The organism is Enterococcus avium ATCC 14025, from assembly GCF_000406965.1.
GTDB classification, from domain to species: Bacteria; Bacillota; Bacilli; order Lactobacillales; family Enterococcaceae; genus Enterococcus_A; species Enterococcus_A avium.
Genome location: NZ_KE136357.1, coordinates 1,143,983 through 1,160,396, shown reverse-complemented (window position 1 = coordinate 1,160,396; position 16,414 = coordinate 1,143,983). Strand labels below are relative to the sequence as shown.

At 40.0% G+C, this 16,414-nt stretch carries 19 protein-coding genes; 4 read left to right on the top strand and 15 right to left on the bottom strand.

Going from position 1 to position 16,414, the window contains the following annotated elements; translation table 11 throughout:
- Nucleotides 1-9: 9 nt before the first annotated feature.
- From OMU_RS05535 to OMU_RS05525, 3 genes are all read right to left on the bottom strand, one after another.
- A complete protein-coding gene (locus OMU_RS05535) occupies nucleotides 10-690 on the bottom strand; it encodes a fructose-6-phosphate aldolase (RefSeq protein WP_016178985.1) in 681 nt (226 codons plus the stop codon).
- A gap of 119 nt (nucleotides 691-809) precedes the next feature.
- Nucleotides 810-3,251: a glycyl radical protein gene (locus tag OMU_RS05530; RefSeq protein WP_016178984.1), complete on the bottom strand. Its 2,442-nt coding sequence runs from the start codon at nucleotides 3,249-3,251 to the stop codon at nucleotides 810-812.
- 149 nt (nucleotides 3,252-3,400) lie between these two features.
- Complete coding sequence (locus OMU_RS05525) at nucleotides 3,401-4,147, bottom strand: DeoR/GlpR family DNA-binding transcription regulator (protein WP_016178983.1); 747 nt, start codon at nucleotides 4,145-4,147, stop codon at nucleotides 3,401-3,403.
- 148 nt (nucleotides 4,148-4,295) lie between these two features.
- Between OMU_RS05525 and OMU_RS05520 the strand changes: the two genes are divergently transcribed.
- Nucleotides 4,296-5,072 (top strand): glycyl-radical enzyme activating protein, encoded by a 777-nt coding sequence (locus OMU_RS05520; protein WP_016178982.1) that lies wholly within the window; start codon nucleotides 4,296-4,298, stop codon nucleotides 5,070-5,072.
- A 34-nt stretch (nucleotides 5,073-5,106) separates the two neighbouring features.
- On the opposite strand, the gene OMU_RS05515 is transcribed toward OMU_RS05520, so the two are convergent.
- Nucleotides 5,107-5,427 (bottom strand): MazG nucleotide pyrophosphohydrolase domain-containing protein, encoded by a 321-nt coding sequence (locus OMU_RS05515; RefSeq protein ID WP_016178981.1) that lies wholly within the window; start codon nucleotides 5,425-5,427, stop codon nucleotides 5,107-5,109.
- Nucleotides 5,428-5,508: 81 nt separating this feature from the next.
- On the opposite strand from OMU_RS05515, the gene OMU_RS05510 reads away from it, so the two are divergent.
- Nucleotides 5,509-6,069 (top strand): LOG family protein, encoded by a 561-nt coding sequence (locus OMU_RS05510; protein WP_016178980.1) that lies wholly within the window; start codon nucleotides 5,509-5,511, stop codon nucleotides 6,067-6,069.
- Between the two features lie 421 nt (nucleotides 6,070-6,490).
- Here the strand turns inward: OMU_RS05510 and OMU_RS05505 are convergent, their stop codons facing one another.
- The 6 genes from OMU_RS05505 to fic all read right to left on the bottom strand — a co-directional run bounded on the left by OMU_RS05505 (nucleotide 6,491) and on the right by fic (nucleotide 12,049).
- Nucleotides 6,491-7,546 carry a PTS fructose transporter subunit IIC gene (locus tag OMU_RS05505; RefSeq protein WP_016178979.1) on the bottom strand — a complete coding sequence of 352 codons (1,056 nt, stop codon included), beginning with the start codon at nucleotides 7,544-7,546 and terminating at the stop codon, nucleotides 6,491-6,493.
- Nucleotides 7,547-7,565: 19 nt separating this feature from the next.
- Nucleotides 7,566-8,543: an ROK family protein gene (locus tag OMU_RS05500; RefSeq protein WP_016178978.1), complete on the bottom strand. Its 978-nt coding sequence runs from the start codon at nucleotides 8,541-8,543 to the stop codon at nucleotides 7,566-7,568.
- Between the two features lie 19 nt (nucleotides 8,544-8,562).
- On the bottom strand, nucleotides 8,563-9,579 hold the full coding sequence (locus tag OMU_RS24005; RefSeq protein ID WP_016178977.1) for a glucose PTS transporter subunit IIA: 1,017 nt from the start codon (nucleotides 9,577-9,579) through the stop codon (nucleotides 8,563-8,565).
- A gap of 9 nt (nucleotides 9,580-9,588) precedes the next feature.
- On the bottom strand, nucleotides 9,589-10,623 hold the full coding sequence (locus OMU_RS24000; RefSeq protein WP_016178976.1) for a PTS transporter subunit EIIC: 1,035 nt from the start codon (nucleotides 10,621-10,623) through the stop codon (nucleotides 9,589-9,591).
- 24 nt (nucleotides 10,624-10,647) lie between these two features.
- Entirely contained in the window at nucleotides 10,648-11,067 is a 420-nt protein-coding gene (locus tag OMU_RS05485; RefSeq protein WP_016178975.1) for a hypothetical protein, read from the bottom strand.
- Between the two features lie 373 nt (nucleotides 11,068-11,440).
- A complete protein-coding gene (gene fic / locus OMU_RS05480; protein ID WP_016178974.1) occupies nucleotides 11,441-12,049 on the bottom strand; it encodes a protein adenylyltransferase Fic in 609 nt (202 codons plus the stop codon).
- A 172-nt stretch (nucleotides 12,050-12,221) separates the two neighbouring features.
- Between fic and mazE the strand changes: the two genes are divergently transcribed.
- Both mazE and OMU_RS05470 read left to right on the top strand, forming a co-directional pair.
- Nucleotides 12,222-12,452 carry a type II toxin-antitoxin system PemI/MazE family antitoxin gene (mazE, locus tag OMU_RS05475; protein ID WP_016178973.1) on the top strand — a complete coding sequence of 77 codons (231 nt, stop codon included), beginning with the start codon at nucleotides 12,222-12,224 and terminating at the stop codon, nucleotides 12,450-12,452.
- Nucleotides 12,452-12,793 carry a type II toxin-antitoxin system PemK/MazF family toxin gene (locus tag OMU_RS05470; protein WP_016178972.1) on the top strand — a complete coding sequence of 114 codons (342 nt, stop codon included), beginning with the start codon at nucleotides 12,452-12,454 and terminating at the stop codon, nucleotides 12,791-12,793. The genes mazE and OMU_RS05470 overlap by 1 nt, the downstream gene beginning before the upstream one ends.
- Before the next feature lie 194 nt (nucleotides 12,794-12,987).
- On the opposite strand, the gene arcA is transcribed toward OMU_RS05470, so the two are convergent.
- The 5 genes from arcA to OMU_RS05445 all read right to left on the bottom strand — a co-directional run bounded on the left by arcA (nucleotide 12,988) and on the right by OMU_RS05445 (nucleotide 16,383).
- Nucleotides 12,988-14,181: an arginine deiminase gene (gene arcA / locus OMU_RS05465; protein ID WP_016178971.1), complete on the bottom strand. Its 1,194-nt coding sequence runs from the start codon at nucleotides 14,179-14,181 to the stop codon at nucleotides 12,988-12,990.
- Nucleotides 14,182-14,355: 174 nt separating this feature from the next.
- Entirely contained in the window at nucleotides 14,356-14,556 is a 201-nt protein-coding gene (locus OMU_RS05460) for a type II toxin-antitoxin system mRNA interferase toxin, RelE/StbE family (RefSeq protein ID WP_229078953.1), read from the bottom strand.
- A gap of 83 nt (nucleotides 14,557-14,639) precedes the next feature.
- Nucleotides 14,640-14,924: a type II toxin-antitoxin system RelB/DinJ family antitoxin gene (locus OMU_RS05455; protein WP_016178970.1), complete on the bottom strand. Its 285-nt coding sequence runs from the start codon at nucleotides 14,922-14,924 to the stop codon at nucleotides 14,640-14,642.
- Nucleotides 14,925-15,049: 125 nt separating this feature from the next.
- Nucleotides 15,050-15,661, bottom strand: a complete 612-nt coding sequence (locus OMU_RS05450; protein ID WP_016178969.1) for a helix-turn-helix domain-containing protein — start codon at nucleotides 15,659-15,661, stop codon at nucleotides 15,050-15,052.
- Nucleotides 15,662-15,741: 80 nt separating this feature from the next.
- Complete coding sequence (locus OMU_RS05445; protein ID WP_016178968.1) at nucleotides 15,742-16,383, bottom strand: mucin-binding protein; 642 nt, start codon at nucleotides 16,381-16,383, stop codon at nucleotides 15,742-15,744.
- Nucleotides 16,384-16,414 lie beyond the last annotated feature (31 nt).

Sequence of the window (16,414 nt, the reverse complement as noted above, 5' to 3'; positions counted from 1 at the left end):
AAATTTTTTTTAAAGTGACGCGATAGTCGTTCCTTCTCCAAAACTTGCTTCCCAATCAGAGGTGAAATCCACCACTGCTTTTTCAATTGACGGCATTGCAAAAGCAGATTTAATGATGTCTACACCCATCGTTGCAGAGTGCGCGCCATTTTCTAAAGCGGCGTTCACTTGACCGACATTTTTGAAGCTAGCAGCAAGAATTTTGGTCTGGCTGTTGGTTCTTGAAATTTCCTTCGCCATTTCAGCAATGGCTTCTCTAGGATCAATGTTTAAGTTTTCCATTCGGTTGAAATAAGGCGCAATGTAATCCGCACCTGCTGCGATGGCTAAATACGCTTGGAATTTGGTGTAGATTGCGGTTGCAGTCACATTCACTTCGCGTTTCTTTAATTCTTTAATGATTTTTATGCCCTCTTCACTGACAGGAACTTTTACAAAGACATTTTTGTCAATTTTCGCTAAAATCGTTTCTGCATCCTTAAGCATTCCCTCATAATCTGTGGCAACAACTTGGACATGAAGGGATTTGTCGTCTCCGATGATTTGTCTGATTTGTTTCATATGAGAAAAGAATTCGATGTTGCCTTCATTCTTTACGATTGAAGGATTTGACGTCACACCTGCTAAAGGAATGATTTTTTCAAATTTTTTAATGTCTGCGATATTTGCTGTGTCTAACATAAATTCCATTTTTGCACACTCCGTTTTCAAGTAATTCGGATTATTTGTGGAAAAATTCACAAATATTCACTTGCAGTTAAACCTAGAATATATCTGAGAGACTAGGTCTCTCAGATATAAGGAATCTCTTACAATACATGCTCGGTCCGTTCAATAATGTCATCTTGGGTTGCTTTTGATAAGACATTGAAGAAGGCAGAATAGCCGGCAACGCGGACAATTAAGTCACGATGTTTTTCTGGATGTCTTTGTGCATCGATCAATGTTTCTCTAGAGACGACATTGTATTGAATGTGGTATCCGTGCAATTTATTAAAGAAGGCGCGAAGCAGCATGATCAATTTTTGCTTGTCTTCTTCTTTGGCTAACGTTTGAGGATTAACCTTTTGATTGAGTAAGACGCCACCAATGATTTCCTCTGTTCTTAGCTTAGAGACTGATTTAAGCACGGAAGTCGGTCCGTTTTTATCCATGTTATGGGATGGTGAACAGCCTTCAGCTAAAGGCACCCACGCATTACGTCCGTCTGGTGTAGCCATTGTGCCTTTCCCTTGACCGACATTTGCTGAAATCGATGAGGTTCCAGAATAACGGGTTCCGCCGATTGGTCCGCGTCCAAAACGGGTACTTGGGTATTTTTTGACTTCTTCGATATAGCTGTCATAAGCTTTTGTCACCAACTGATCGGTATAATCATCGTCGTTCCCATATTTTGGAACATCGTTTAGGATCATTTGCTGGATTTCTTGACTGCGTTCACTGGCATAATCTGTCATCAATGCTTCCCAAAGCTCTTCTTGCGTTACTTTTTGCTCTTCATAAACGAGCTTCTTAATCGCTGCTAAAGAATCCGCTAAGTTGGCAATCCCAACCTGAAGGCCTGAAATGAAGTCGTAAACGGCTCCGCCTTCTTTCAATGTCTTCCCTCGGCCGATACAGTCTTCCGTTAGTGCAGAACACAAAACATCTGGGACTTCTCGTTCAAGGCCAATATCAATAGCATTTTCTACAATGACACTCATACGCGTTAATTCACGCACGGTTTTATCCCAAGCATCCTGCAGCTCTTCAAAGGACTTCATCTCTTTGAAATGACCATAACCTTTAACAAAACGTTTACCAGAAACCGGGTCAATCCCGTCATTCATCGCAATCATTAAGATTTTAGGGAAGTTCATGTAGCTCATTCCGGTACAGCGATAGCCCCATTTACCTGGAACAGCCGTTTCGACACAGCCGATTGCACTATAATCATAGGCATCTTCTTCTGTGACACCAATTTTTTCAAATGAAGGGATGATGATTTCATCATTGTTAAAAGCAGGCATCCCAAAACCTAGCTTCATTACCTCAATACATTCATTCATAAAGTCGTTATCCAATCCTGAATGATAACGAACCGTTAAATTAGGCTGCGGCAATTTTGTTTGCGCAACACTTCGAAGGACAAGATAAGATAACTTATTTACGGCATCCTTCTTATCCCGCGTTTGGCCGCCAATGGTGACATTTTGATACAAGGGACTGCCTGCACTGCTAAAGGTATGGGCTTGGCTTCTTACTTTATTAATAGTTAATGTTTTGATCCAAAGGTTGGTTAACAGCTCAACCGCCTTCGCTTCAGTAATGGTGCCTTTTTCTAGATCAGATTTCAAATATGGATACATATATTGATCGAAGCGACCGTAAGAAAGCGAATGGCCATTTGATTCAATTTGTAAAATCAATTGAATAAACCAAACTGATTGTACTGCTTCTTGGAAGGTTTCCGCCGGCTGATTGGGAACTTTTGCACAAATACGGCTAATCTCTAACAGCTCCGCTTTTCTTTCCGGTGTCGCTGTTTCGGCCAGCTGTTTTGCTAAGGCAGAGAAACGTTCTGCGTAGGTTTGAACCGCATCTAATACGATCAAAATTGCATTGTAAAATTGGTATTTATCAATGCTTTCCGGCTCTGTCAGATCTAGGTTCGCTTTTTCATGCAATGTCCGTTTGCGATAGCCTTCCAAGCCAACTTCTAACACAGTCCGATAATCCACGGCTAAGTGGGCATCGCCAGAATTCATCTTTCCTTCCATTCCGAAGAAGCCCGTTTCCATAAATACAGAAACTTCATCAGGCAGTAAGCAGCCCGCTTTTGCTCGTAAATTATTGTTTTCCCAGAAAGGCGCGATCGAACGTAAATCCTCTTTGGTTTTTTCAGTTATATAGAAGACATCGCCATCACGTTTTTCAAATAGATCAAGTTCATTTAAAACGAATTCCATCGTATATTCTGGGAAAATCGGTGCATCCTTGTTGGAGGCTGCTTGATTTCCGACGATCAAGGTTTCATCTTCAATGTAAATCGACATTTTTTCTAGAATGTTTTTTAACATCAATGCCCGTTTCATGACATTTGTCTGATGTTGATTTTCCTTATAGGCTTCAGTAGCTAATAATGCGCGTTCTGCACAAATATAGGGTTTCTTGTTCAGTACAGATTCCCGATACTCGTTCATACGATTTGTTAAATGACCAAAATACGGTTGACTGTTCGTACCTTCACGTTCTTTTGTTTGAATACTCATATCAAGCCCTCCTGTTTCGTTCGTAACTATTTTATTGTTCTTTCGAAGTTATGATACCATGCACTGGTAAAATACGTCAATATGAATCCAGAACAAAAAAAGAAAAAAGAGAATTGCACAAATGTGCAATTCTCTTTAAGGGTAACCCATTACTTCACTGCGATGACATCAATTTTATTTTTGTTCAGGAAAGTGCGTGTTGCTTCTTCAATCCCATCATCGGTAAAAATCTTGCTGATCTCATTAAATCCAAATTCAGATACCACGCCATTTTGAGTAAATTTGCTGGAATCCGTTAAGACAATCGTGTGCTTCGCCGCGGTTGCTAAGGTTCTCGTCGTGTCGCATCTCGTGATATCACTGCCAGTAAAGCCCCGCTTCAAATCAAAGCCATCAATGCCAACAAATAGCTTATCGACGTAAAATTCGCTAATTACCTGTTTTACCAGCGGCCCCACGTTCACCTGAGATTCCTTTTGATACTCGCCGCCGATTAAGATCACCTTCACCGAATCCGCTTTCCTTATATAGGAAGCAATAAAGCATGAATTCGTAATGATCGTAATGTCGTTTCGATTGAAGGCCAACTCTTCTGCCAACAACGCACAGGTAGACCCCGATTCGATCATGATCACATCGCCATCATTAACAATTTTACTGGCTTCTAAGGCGATTTTTCGTTTTAAATCGTAATTTTGAGCCAATCTATAGTTAATATCATCCATATTATTCAATAAGGCAAACCCATGTTGGCGATGCAAAAGGCCTCGTGATTCTAATTTATCCAGATCTTTTCTGATGGTTACTTTGGATACGTTTAGCAATTCCGAAAGTTCATTTACTTCAATTTTTTTCTTTTGACTTACTATCGAAATAATTTCCTCTTCTCTTGTCATAGTGAACCTCCTTTATCCCTCTTAGATTACCATATTTCCTATCACGCAACAATATTTTAAAATCATTTAGTTTCGTACGTAATATATTATATTTACGAATACAATATTATTTGTTAAAATACAAGTGAGTTAGGAAAGGAGTCTTACCATGAAAGACAAAGCCTGTATCTTTAATATCCAAAAATTTAGTATTCATGACGGTCCTGGTATCCGAACCGTCGTATTTTTCAAAGGCTGCCCATTGAAATGCTACTGGTGTTCAAATCCGGAGTCTCAGGACGGTAAACCAGAAAATATGTGGGATAACCAAAAAAAGGCTGTCACTACTGTAGGTGAATACAAAACCTTAGACGAAATCATTGAGGAAGTGATGAAGGACGAACCATTCTATGAAGAATCCGGCGGCGGCGTCACCTTATCTGGCGGCGAAGTCCTTTATCAGGCAGAGTTCGCTACCGAATTACTTAGACAATTAAAGGAGAAAGGCGTTCATACCGCTAGTGAGACGACGGGATTCGCTCGAGCTGAAGTCTTTAAAAAATATATCGAGCAAGTCGACATTCTCTACTTTGATGTGAAGCACCACGATGAAGACGAACATAAAAGAGGAACGGGTGTGTCGTTGAAGCCTATCTTAAATAATTTAACCTACGCCCTCAACGAGCATCCCAATTTAGTAGTAAGAATTCCGGTCATCCCGAACTATAATGACGGAGAGGAAAATGCCGAAGCCTTTGCTCAGCTCTTTAATCAGATGGGGATCACTACGGTCGAGCTGCTGCCTTTTCATCAGTTTGGAGAAAAAAAATACGAATACCTTGAGAGAGAGTACACGATGCACGATATCCCTCAGCTTCATACCGAAGATTTGGATTACTTTAAAGCGATCTTTGAGGACCATCAGATTTCCTGTTCGGTTCACTAAAAAAGGCGTGCGAGCATTATGACGAAAAATGCCTTTACTTATGATTATATCGCTGTTCTAATTTTTTCTTATGGGTAGTCATGATTTCATCAAAAGAAATGTTGTATTTATCCGCGATAATTAATAAGTTATCAAGAACGTCTCCCAGCTCCTCTGTCAAATTTTCAAGAGATTCTTGATAGTCAGCTTGTTGTTCATCGGGACGATCACGGCCGATTTCAATAGCTCGAATTGCGCGGCAGACTTCCCCGACTTCTTCGGATAAAAAATTAGAGCGAATAAATGGATTATATTGATACCAATTTCTTTTTTTATAAAATTCACTGATCCATGTTTGATACTTTCTTAATTCCAATCTATAACCTCCTTTTTTAGGAACATAAGTTCTTTTTTCTATGGTACACTAAACTAACTATGAAAGAAAGAGGGGAAATATTTGAATATCATCGTTTATTGTGGAGCTAATACGGGGAAAGACCCAATCTTTCAGAAAACCGCTGAGAACTTAGGGGGATGGATCGCTGATCAAGGTCATTCGTTAGTATATGGTGGTGGAAAAGCTGGATTGATGGGAGTTGTTGCTGATGCGGTGCTTGATAAAAATGGGACTGCGATCGGTGTAATGCCCACATTTTTAATGGAAAGAGAATTGGCTCACCCTAAGTTGACCAAAATGTATACCGTTGCAAATATGGCTGAAAGAAAGCAAAAAATGTTCACTCTAGGAGATGCCTGCATAGCTTTACCAGGCGGGCCAGGAACATTGGAAGAAATTACAGAAATGATTTCGTGGTCAAGGATTGGTCAAAATCCAAATCCATGTATTATGTTCAATGAAAGTGGATTTTATAATCCATTGAAGAATCTATTTGATAATATGGTGGAAAACGAATTTCTTACTGAAGCAGACAGAGCCAAGACGCTATTTTCTGTTTCATTAAAGGAAATCGATCAATTTATAAAAAATTACACACCTCCAGAAATCAGAACATATTAACTTTAATCAATGAAACACAAGCTGATTGTGCCTCGTTGATTAAAATCCCTCAGTCTTCTATGACTCTAAGAGATTATACAAATTTCATAAATCACCTTTTGTTTTGTACCATCTAAATGTAATACAATAGTTTTTCTATCGTGAAATTACATTGACTGAAGCCAAATCATCTTAATCTGATAAATTAACCCCTAACGAGGACAAGGAAATAATTACGTCCTAGTTAGGGGTGTTTATTATGGGGAAAATGAAGAATCAACTGGATTAGGAGATATAATCCTCGCGGAAGCTGAAACGACACAAAGCGGTAGCTACTACTTGAAAAAAACTACTCTCCAAAGATGGAAGAGTAGTTCAAAAAAAAATATTTCATTGTCCTATTGACGGGCAGCCCGCCATTTTTTGATCACATGCATTTTTGTTAATTTGCTATTTCAACTTCGGCTTCTGCCGCTTCTTTTTTGGTTACGCCAAGAATAACGACACCCACAGCTACCCCTAATACAACCGAAAGGACAAACCCAAAAGGATTCGCATTCAGCGGTAAAATGAAGAATCCGCCAAACGGCGCCATGACTGAATACCCGAGTAAAACAGAGCCACCGCCAGCAATTGCTGAGCCAATCATACACGCAGCGCCAACTCTAAGCGGATCTTTCAATAGGAAAGGAATGCCGCCTTCTGAGATGCCGGCTAGTCCCATAATCAAGTTGGTGATTCCTTGTCCCCGTTCTTTCTCCGTAAATTTTTTTCTAAACAATAAGGAAGAAATTCCTGTGACATACGGCGGAATCAAGGCACCAGCTAATACCGCAGACATCAAAACATATTGTCCATTTGCCAAGGCAGCCGTAGCAAACAGATACGCCGTTTTATTGATCGGACCACCCATATCCGCAGACTGCATTAAACCTAAAACAGCGCCTAAAATAATCTGACTTGACCCATTCATAGACTGTAGCCCTGAATTCATTAACAGGTTCAACGTGCCAATAATCGGCTCCACCAAAAATTGTGCGATTATTGCTGTAACAATCACCGAAATAAGCGGGATGAGCAGTAAGTCTTTCAAAATTGTAAACGTCTCTGGCAGCTTCGCCAATAGCTTTTTAAGCAATAGAACAAACAAGCCAACAACGAAACCTAATAACAGCGCCCCCAAGAAACTTGAATCGCCATCACGACAGATTGCCCCGGCCATTAGTGCCGCAGGAATCCCCGCGACTCCAGCAATATAAAAGGCAATCCCGGCACAAAAGACCGGTAACATGAAGCTGAACATGATATTCCCGTTATTATTGAAGAATGCCGCTAAAGGCAAGTTGGTTCCATAAGTATCAGGATTGATGGAAATATCATCTAATAAAAAACTAACACCTAACATAATCCCGCCAGCTACTACGCACGGCAGCATATAGTTGACTCCTGATAAAATCGATTCTAAAAAATGATTCTTTTTCTTTTCAACTGTCTCCATCTTTCTCTCCTTCGCTACCTTACACAGCCTTCTGCTCTGACTGGATCAACTCCGTACTGCAATTTGGACACAAGATCGCATTATGCTCCGCGTACTCATCGGCTTTCTCGATATATTCCTCGAAGAAGTGATACAGCGCGCCATAAAGATTGGCGTCATTATTTAGCGTCGAATTTTCAATAACAGGCATCAGTAAGTACATCGGATTTTTCTTATAAATCTGCTCTACTTCCTTCATGATCTGTTCACACACAAGTGACTGAGTACTGATCCCGCCGCAGATAATGAAACGTTCAGGATCGAGAATGTATTGTAGACTGACGATCATTTTAGCAATTTTATGGCAGTATTCCGTAAAGATTGACCACGATGCTGCGTTTTCCTTTTTGATATATTCAAAGACGATGCGGCCATCGGTATCAGGAGACAAACCATTTGCCTCAGCAATATCATTGATCATTTTAGGCGCACAGGCATCAAAACCGCACATTTTAAAAATCCCTGGCTGGTCTGTCGGGTCCCCTACCATATAGCTCACCTCACCAGCGGAAAAATGCTGTCCACGATGGAGCTTACCATCGATCACGATGCCGCCGCCGATTGCACTGCCTAAAACCAGAATCACGGCATGTTTGGACTGATTGACTCCCCCGCGCCATAATTCAGCAAGTGCCGCCGCTTTGCCGTCGTTTTCGATCGAAACAGGAAGCTTAAATTTTTCAATGAATTTCTGTTTGAGATTTACTTCATGTAAATAGGTTAAACAGCCGCCGTAGTAGACGACTCCTTGATAAGAGTCGACTACCCCCGGGCAGCAAATGGAAATGCCTTTGACCTCGTATTCTTCATAACGCTCAATCGTTGAAAACATTTCAAGTAATAATTCATCCAATGACTGCTGCGGCGTTGGAAATTTTCCTTGAATGAAGATATTTCCAGACCTATCTAAAATTGCATATTTTACAAATGTTCCACCAATATCAAATACCATGTACATTTTAAAGTCACTCCTTGCTTTACGCTAAATCAACAATCGCCGCTTGACTGGAAGAAACCGAATCTCCGGAAACAATTTTGATCTCTTTATTCGCTAGATTGGTAAAGGCAACAATCGTCATGGTATTTTTCCCTTGCTCTTTCAAATAGTCAAAGTCAACAATGAACAAGCGTTGGCCTTTATGAATTTGGTCTCCTTCATTGACCATCACTTGGAAGCCTTCGCCTTTAAGCGCGACCGTATCCAGACCAACATGCACGATCAATTCAATGCCGCAATCCGTTACTAAGCCTACCGCGTGTTCCGTTGGGAAGACATTGATAACCGTTCCATCAATCGGTGATACAATCACATTATCTTCTGGAATAACGGCAAATCCATCACCCATCATTTTTTGTGAAAAGACTGGATCTGGTACTTCACTCATGGGAACGATTTTTCCGGCTACTGGTGAAACAACTTTTTCTTTAATATTCGCACAGGCGTCATCCAGCTTGATTTCTAACGGAGCTTCCACTGTGATCGTTTTCTCCAAATCAATTTCAGCAGGACGTTCCATATTCGAATCGATGATTTCATTGATAGTTGTCGCATAAATATCTGATTTTGCGCCGAAAATCGCTTGGAAGCCATCGCCAACGTGCACGACACCCACTGCGCCTAATTTTTTCAACATCTCTTCATCCACAATCGAGTTATCCACCAATACGGTTCTTAACCGTGTGATACAGGCTTCCACCGATTTAAGATTGGCTTTGCCGCCTAATGCATCAATGATTTTCCAGCTAACCACAAGATTGCCGCCAGATGAAACAGCCGCGGCCTCTTCGTCGTCAACATTTTCCTCACGACCAGGGGTTGGCAAATTCAGCTTGACGATCACAAATCTGAAGACAAAGTAATAAATAACCGCAAAGACTAAACCAACCGGAATCACCAACCACCAAGAGGTACGATTGACTAAAACACCAAAAAGAATGAAATCAATTAACCCGCCAGATAAGGTCATCCCGATTTTTACCCCTAAAATATTCATCACCGCAAATTAAACTCCGGCTAATAAACAATGAATACCGTACAAAGCAGGCGCGATGAATAGGAAAGAAAACTCTAATGGTTCCGTAATCCCTGTTAAGAAGGCGGTTAAGGCTCCTGATAGTAAAATCCCACTGGCTAACACTTTTCTTTCTGGTTTTGCTTCCTTATACATGGCATAGGCAGCAGCTGGCAAGCCAAACATCATGAATGGGAATTTCCCTGTCATGAAGGCTCCCGCGGTTAGCGCAACCCCGTCACGCATTTGTTGGAAGAAAATTTGCTGATCGCCGTGGATAATAGCTCCTGAAGTCGACGTATAAGAACCAAATTGGAACCAGAAGGGCGCGTAAAATACGTGATGAAGACCAAAGGGAATCAATGCCCGCTCGATTACTCCAAAAATAAAGACAGCCAACGTTTGATTCGTTTCAATAACGGTCGAAGAAAAACCATTCAAGCCATCCTGAATCGGCGGCCAAATGAAGCATAAAACTCCCGCAATCAGCAGTGAGAATACCGCCGTTACCATTGGGACAAATCGTTTTCCAGAAAAGAAGCCTAGATAAGGCGGTAATTCGATCTTATAGAACTTATTAAAACAATTGGATGCAATCACCCCGGCGATGATCCCGCCAAAGACACCCGTTTGCAACGTAGGAATCCCTAATACAGTGGCGTATTTCTGACCATTTTCAGCCACCATTTCTGGTGTAATTCCTAAAATAGCCCCCATCGCCATGTTCATCATCAAGTAACCAACAACCCCAGCAAGGGCCGCACTTCCATCATTTTTAGCTAATCCAATGGAGACCGCAATTGCAAATAGCAACGGCAGATTGCCGAAAATAATCGAACCAGATTGCTCCATTACATCTGCCACAATCTGAAACCAGCCGGCCTGCAACACTGGAAATTGGTTCAAAACCGTTTCCTGATGGAACAAATTTCCAAACGCGAGTAAAATCCCAGCAGCCGGCAAAGTAGCAACAGGCAGCATTAACGACTTACCGACCTTTTGTAGAATCCCAAATAATTTTTTCATAAATCACTCATCCCTTTCCATTCTCTAACGTAACTCCTGATTCACCATGACACGTGAAAACAACTGATCCACTAGCGTAAAAGCATCCTTTCTCCAAACAAGCAGAAACAGATTTACTGCTAAGGGAATTCCAAGAAAAACAACGTTCAACAATAATTGCAATAAAAACCTCAGCAACAAGACGATACCATCACATTTAGTGCTACTATTCACAAATACATAAGCAAGATGATTAACCTTCATTCCGATGGTCTGTCTATTGAAAAATAAAGGAATTAATACATAATTGATTATCCCTCCAACTAATAGACCAACAAGTAATGAAAGCTGCATCCCCAGTCCGATTTGATGGCATCCATAAAGAACAACCCTTGCAAATACGGAGAAAATAAACAGGTCAGTAATAGTAGCAAAAACCTTTTTACTCTTTAGCTTTCTTTTCATACGTCACTCCTCCTTTTTCTTTCGAAAGTATTTACTGTCCTTTCGTAAGTAAAAAGTTATCACCTGAAAGCGATTTCGTCAACGACGCTTGTGAAATAGATTCTAAATTGCACTTTTGTGCTTTTCTTAAACATTTTTATTTTGAAATAGAAATGCACTTTTGTGCCAATTAGTAGATGAATGGTCTTAATGTAGTTTTTTTGGTAGTAGTTGAAGCTGATTTAACTATCCATCGGTTATCTTCTCTTCGATAATTTGGTGTTTTCTCTCTCATAATGCGATAAATTTCTAATGTACCAAACATATTTTGAACACAAAAAAACGCCTAATCATCGATATAGATGATTGGGCGTATATATCACATCAGTTACAACTACAAATCCTCTGTCTTAAACTCTGTATATCCTTCATAATAATAACTAGCATCAATCCCTTTAAAATAGGTTTCATGATCAGCAATCTTGTCGGTCAAGGCAGGTCTCAATAGCTCTTTAATAGGAAGATCATTCACCGGACTCATGATCATTGCTGAAAGGTATTGATCCTTGTCTACCTCGTTCCAGTCTACCATCTTTTCTATTTCTTTCTTCAGTATCTGGTCTAACCAAATTCTAGTGGCACGACCGTTGCCTTCTCTAAAGGGGTGAGCAATGTTCATCTCTACATATTTTTCAATAATTTGCTCGTAATTCGTCTGTTCGAGCTTCTCTATTTCTTTCAGTGCGGGTTCAAGATACAGCACTGGCGCAAATCTAAACTGACCTTTTGCTAAATCAACCTCTCGGGTTTTTCCCGCGAAAGGATAAATATCTTGAAACAGATAATGATGAATTTGAGCCAGTCCTTTAAAGGTGCCTACATCAAACGAATCAATGACATTCTTTTCTACGAGTTCTTTTGCTCTGGTTTTACTTACTTTTTCTTTGGCTTTGGCAAGCTCTGTTTGATTGTCTATGCCAAGTAAGTTCTCTAAAATAGCCATGACCTGTTCTCCTCTTCCAAAAAGACATCATAATGATTTTTACTAAACATCTGTCTCGTATTGGTTTTTCTTTCTATATAAAATTAGCATTTTCTCTAGACACTAAAATGAAATTTGCACCCATTGCGTGATTGAGTGTTGCATGGTAAAATTGATATAAAGGAGTGGTACTATGCTTATTGCAAAATCTAGATTACAAGGAAGCTCTGTAGTGATAACCTTACCTTCGGATAACGGGAAGAAACCTAAAGAAAACAAAGAGTATATTGTTGTCTATTCTGATGATGGGACAATCACATTAGTTCCCAAAATCGAAGATCCCTTCAGTGGTGGAGAAGAAGCGGAGTATTATGAAAAAGACGAATGGACAGATTTATCTCCTGAAGGAAGAGAGATTTTATAATGACTGAAGAAAAAATCTATGTTCCTAAAAAAGGAGATATTGTGTGGATTGATTTTGATCCTTCCGCAGGAAAAGAGATTCAAAAGAGACGTCCTGGGTTGGTCGTATCTAGATACGAGTTTAACCGTAAAACGCTGTTTGCAGTGATTTGCCCGATTACTTCTACAATAAGAAACTTACCAACACGTTATTCTTTACCAAACGATTTAGACACTACGGGACAAATACTTATTTCTCAATTAAAATCACTTGATTTCAAAGAGAGAAAGCTCAAAAAAATTGAATCCTTACCTTTGCAAGATATGGCTAAAATAGATCAAATTATTGAATATATATTTTAATCATAGTAAGGAGCTGTTGTTATTAGTACAACGAGTTTGTTACTATGATTTTTTCTCATATGTCTTGCGAGAGTCACGTTATATAAATTCGGAAACAAAAATCACTCATATCAAAAATTGTCCAATTCGATGCCATGTAGTTTTTTTAACAACCAATTTCCTTTTCCCATATAATGAACCCACCAAAACGGCATCTATCCCCTAACAAACGGCATACTCATACAACGTGGACCGCCGCGTCCGCGAACGAGTTCACTTCCTGGGATGGTGTTTATTTTGACGCCGGCTTCTTTTAATTTCTTATTCGTGATCGTGTTCCGGTCGTAGACGATCACTTCGCCGGGTGCGATCGCTAGGGTGTTCGCGCCATCGTTCCATTGCTCGCGAGCAGCTGCGGTGATATCATTTCCGCCGCAACGAATCAGCTCTACAGCCGGCAAATCGAGATAGCGGCACAGAATATTTTCTAACGTATCCTTTTCTTCAATAATTTTTACTTTTTGATTGGCTTTGATTAGTGAATAGACCGCCAAATCTCCTTCGATCTCAGGATGGATCGTAAATTTATCCTGATCCACCATCGTAAAGACGGTATCTAGGTGCATGAATTTTCGTTCTTCGCCAATATTGAAGGCCAATACCTGCTCAAAGCTTGGCTCTGATTCAAAAATGCGGGCGGCTAATTTTTTGATGGATTCCATATCAGTTCTTTGGGAGATTCCGACAGCCAATACTTTGCTTGAAAGCACCAATACATCGCCGCCTTCAAGTCTCGTACTGTCTTCACGGTCGTACAGCAGATTCACAGGATTCTGCGCAAACATGGGATGATGGTTGAAGATATACTTGGCATAAAACGTCTCTCTGCGACGGGTTTCGGCATACATTTTGTTCAGTGCGATACTGCTTCCAATCGTTGAGAAGGGATCACGAGTAAAATACAAATTCGGCATTGGATCAATATAAAAAGGTGACGCCTCATCCGTCCTGTCAAACAGCTGATTTCTTTTCAACCCTGCCATCGTATGATCAATAAACATGCGGTTATCCTTAATAGCTGAAAAATAGTCCGTAATTTCTTTGCGGATATCACCGTCAGTGATGAAGGCTTCATCTAAGTATTCCTGTAAAAATTCCTGCTTAATCCCATCACATGTTAAGGACTCCGCAGCTAAATCTTCTAAGTAGAGCACATCAACACCTTTTGATCGAAGGGTATCCGCAAATAGATCATGCTCCCTTCTCGCCTGATCAAGAAATGGGATGTCGTCAAACAACAACTGCTCCAAATAATCGGGCATCAAGTTATCTAGCTCCTGTCCAGGCCGATGCAGAAGCACTTGTTTCAATGGACCGATTTCCGAAAAAACATGGATTGGTTTCTTCATAAATTCTTCCCCTTCCTCTCGACATGTACACGCTTTCGATTATAGGCATGATATTCGTTACTCAAAAAAAGAATGCCTAATAAAAGTATAGATGAGAATCACAGATAATCCAAGTTCCCTGCTGTTGCAAAAAAGAAAAGAGCCTCGAAAGACTCTTTAGTACAAAGTATCCAATTATCTGAAAAGGTCAGAATGACTGCCTGTGCGTTCAAAAATAATTGTCTTCTTTGCGAACACATAATAAAAAATAACAATCCAATCACTATTCCGTCCACCAATATGTATATCCCATCGCTTTGGAATCTGATTCTTGGGTTCTAATGGATGAAGCTTGTACTCTTGACCCAGCTCCGCTTCATTTATCAGTAACTCCATCGCCTGTTGCAATTTTTCTATCTATCGCCCTTGTTTAATCAATTTTTTTCACATCTTTATCGAAACGTTTTGTTGTCTGATAATTAAGCATCCAAATCGGCTTCCTTTTTCATTCTATCAAAGTAGGCCTGCAATTCTTCGTTATTCCCTAAATTTCCTTGATTAATCATTTCATCGGTCTCTTTGAAGGCTTTTAATGTTTCCTCGTTGGGCTGGTGATCGATTGTTTCTATTTCAAATGGAAATTTCCCAGTTTTAACAAATCGTGTCAAAAAAATTTTCACCGCAACTGAAGTATTCATTCCCACCTCGTCGAACATTTCGTCGGCTTCTTTTTTCAACTCATCATCAATGCGAATGGTTGCCATTTTGCTCCCTCCTCTTATTATTAACTATCTATATTATAATGCTTTCGTATATAAAAAGCTACATATAGCAACAAAATGACGATAGATAGCCCCGTTTATCACCATCGAAAATTCAACACTCCAAACTACTGAAGGATATACCCTTTCCCCCAGTAGGTCTTGATTCTTTTGTCTGTATAGTTGTATGCCGCGAGTTTCTTATTGACCTTCTTCGCTATGTACGAGAGCTGAGATTTTCTCGATTTTGATTCGTCCCCTTGCCAAATGATCTGACATAATTGTTGGCGAGTGATCGGTCGCTCCTCCTGTAGTTGTTCAAAAAATAACTGTTCATTCTTGCTCAACTTTCGAATAAATTGTTCTAATGTTGCCTGTTCTTTGTATTCATCATTTTTAGTAATGAGCGTGGCTAAAAGATCTCGCAAATCGACAAATGACCGACTAACGTATAATACGTTTGAAGCTTCTTTTGAGTGTGAAGGGTATTCTCCGTTTTCAGGAATCACACGAATTATTTGCCCGTTAAATAAGGAAAAAGCTTTCTTGGTTATTGATAAAAATTCTTTCTCTGATAACGTTTCACTCAAAAATAAACAATCAAATACAAGCTCACATTCATTTACTAAACAAATGCTCCGTTCATTTCGTGTCACGAAAACTTCGTGATTCAAAATCTGCAACTCTCGTTGTAATACTAATTCATGATGGATGTTCTTGGTTAACACCAATATTCTCATATAAAATTCCTCCAGTTGTTCTATCTGAAATAAGTTCACTGTCCTTCGAAACTTCCTATAAACAACAATATTATTAGCACTTAATTTATTTTGCGTTTCAAACGATTAACTAAAACGCCAAGGATCATCATCACGGATATCGCAATACCACCGAACCATGTAACGTAGTGCTGGCTCTTTTCACCGTTACTTGGAAGAGTCTTCGATGAAGTAGTGGTTGAATCACTTGATTCTACTGACGATAGTGTGCTTGATTCCCTCGACTCCGCAGTTGAAGTTACTGAAGCGATTTTCTTATATGTTACTGTTTCTTCTACGTCTTCATCGTCAACTTCGAGATTAGTCACTTCATCGATTACCTTTTTATCTGCTGTATACCCATTGAATTTCGGACTCTTCACCTTCTCAAAGGTGGTATCCTGGTCTGCGGCCACCCATTCTCCATAAACAGCTTCACCGGTCATTAGGTTTTCCGTTACGATACGTGTGAAAGTGACTGTTTCCGTTTTGTCTGACGTGGCTTTCTTGGCGCTTTCGTAGGTATAATGAATCACCCGATTGATTTCTTTAGTTTCGATCCGTTCTTCTGTTTTTGTTGGAGTAACAATCGTTTCCGCGGAAACAGGGAGGCTCACCAGCGCTTGTGTAACAAAGGAGCCTGTTAACACAAAAAAGGTGGAAAAGACAAATAACAATCCTTTTTGCTTGGTTGATTTCTTCATTAATATTTGTCTTCTTTCTATAAATTGAACG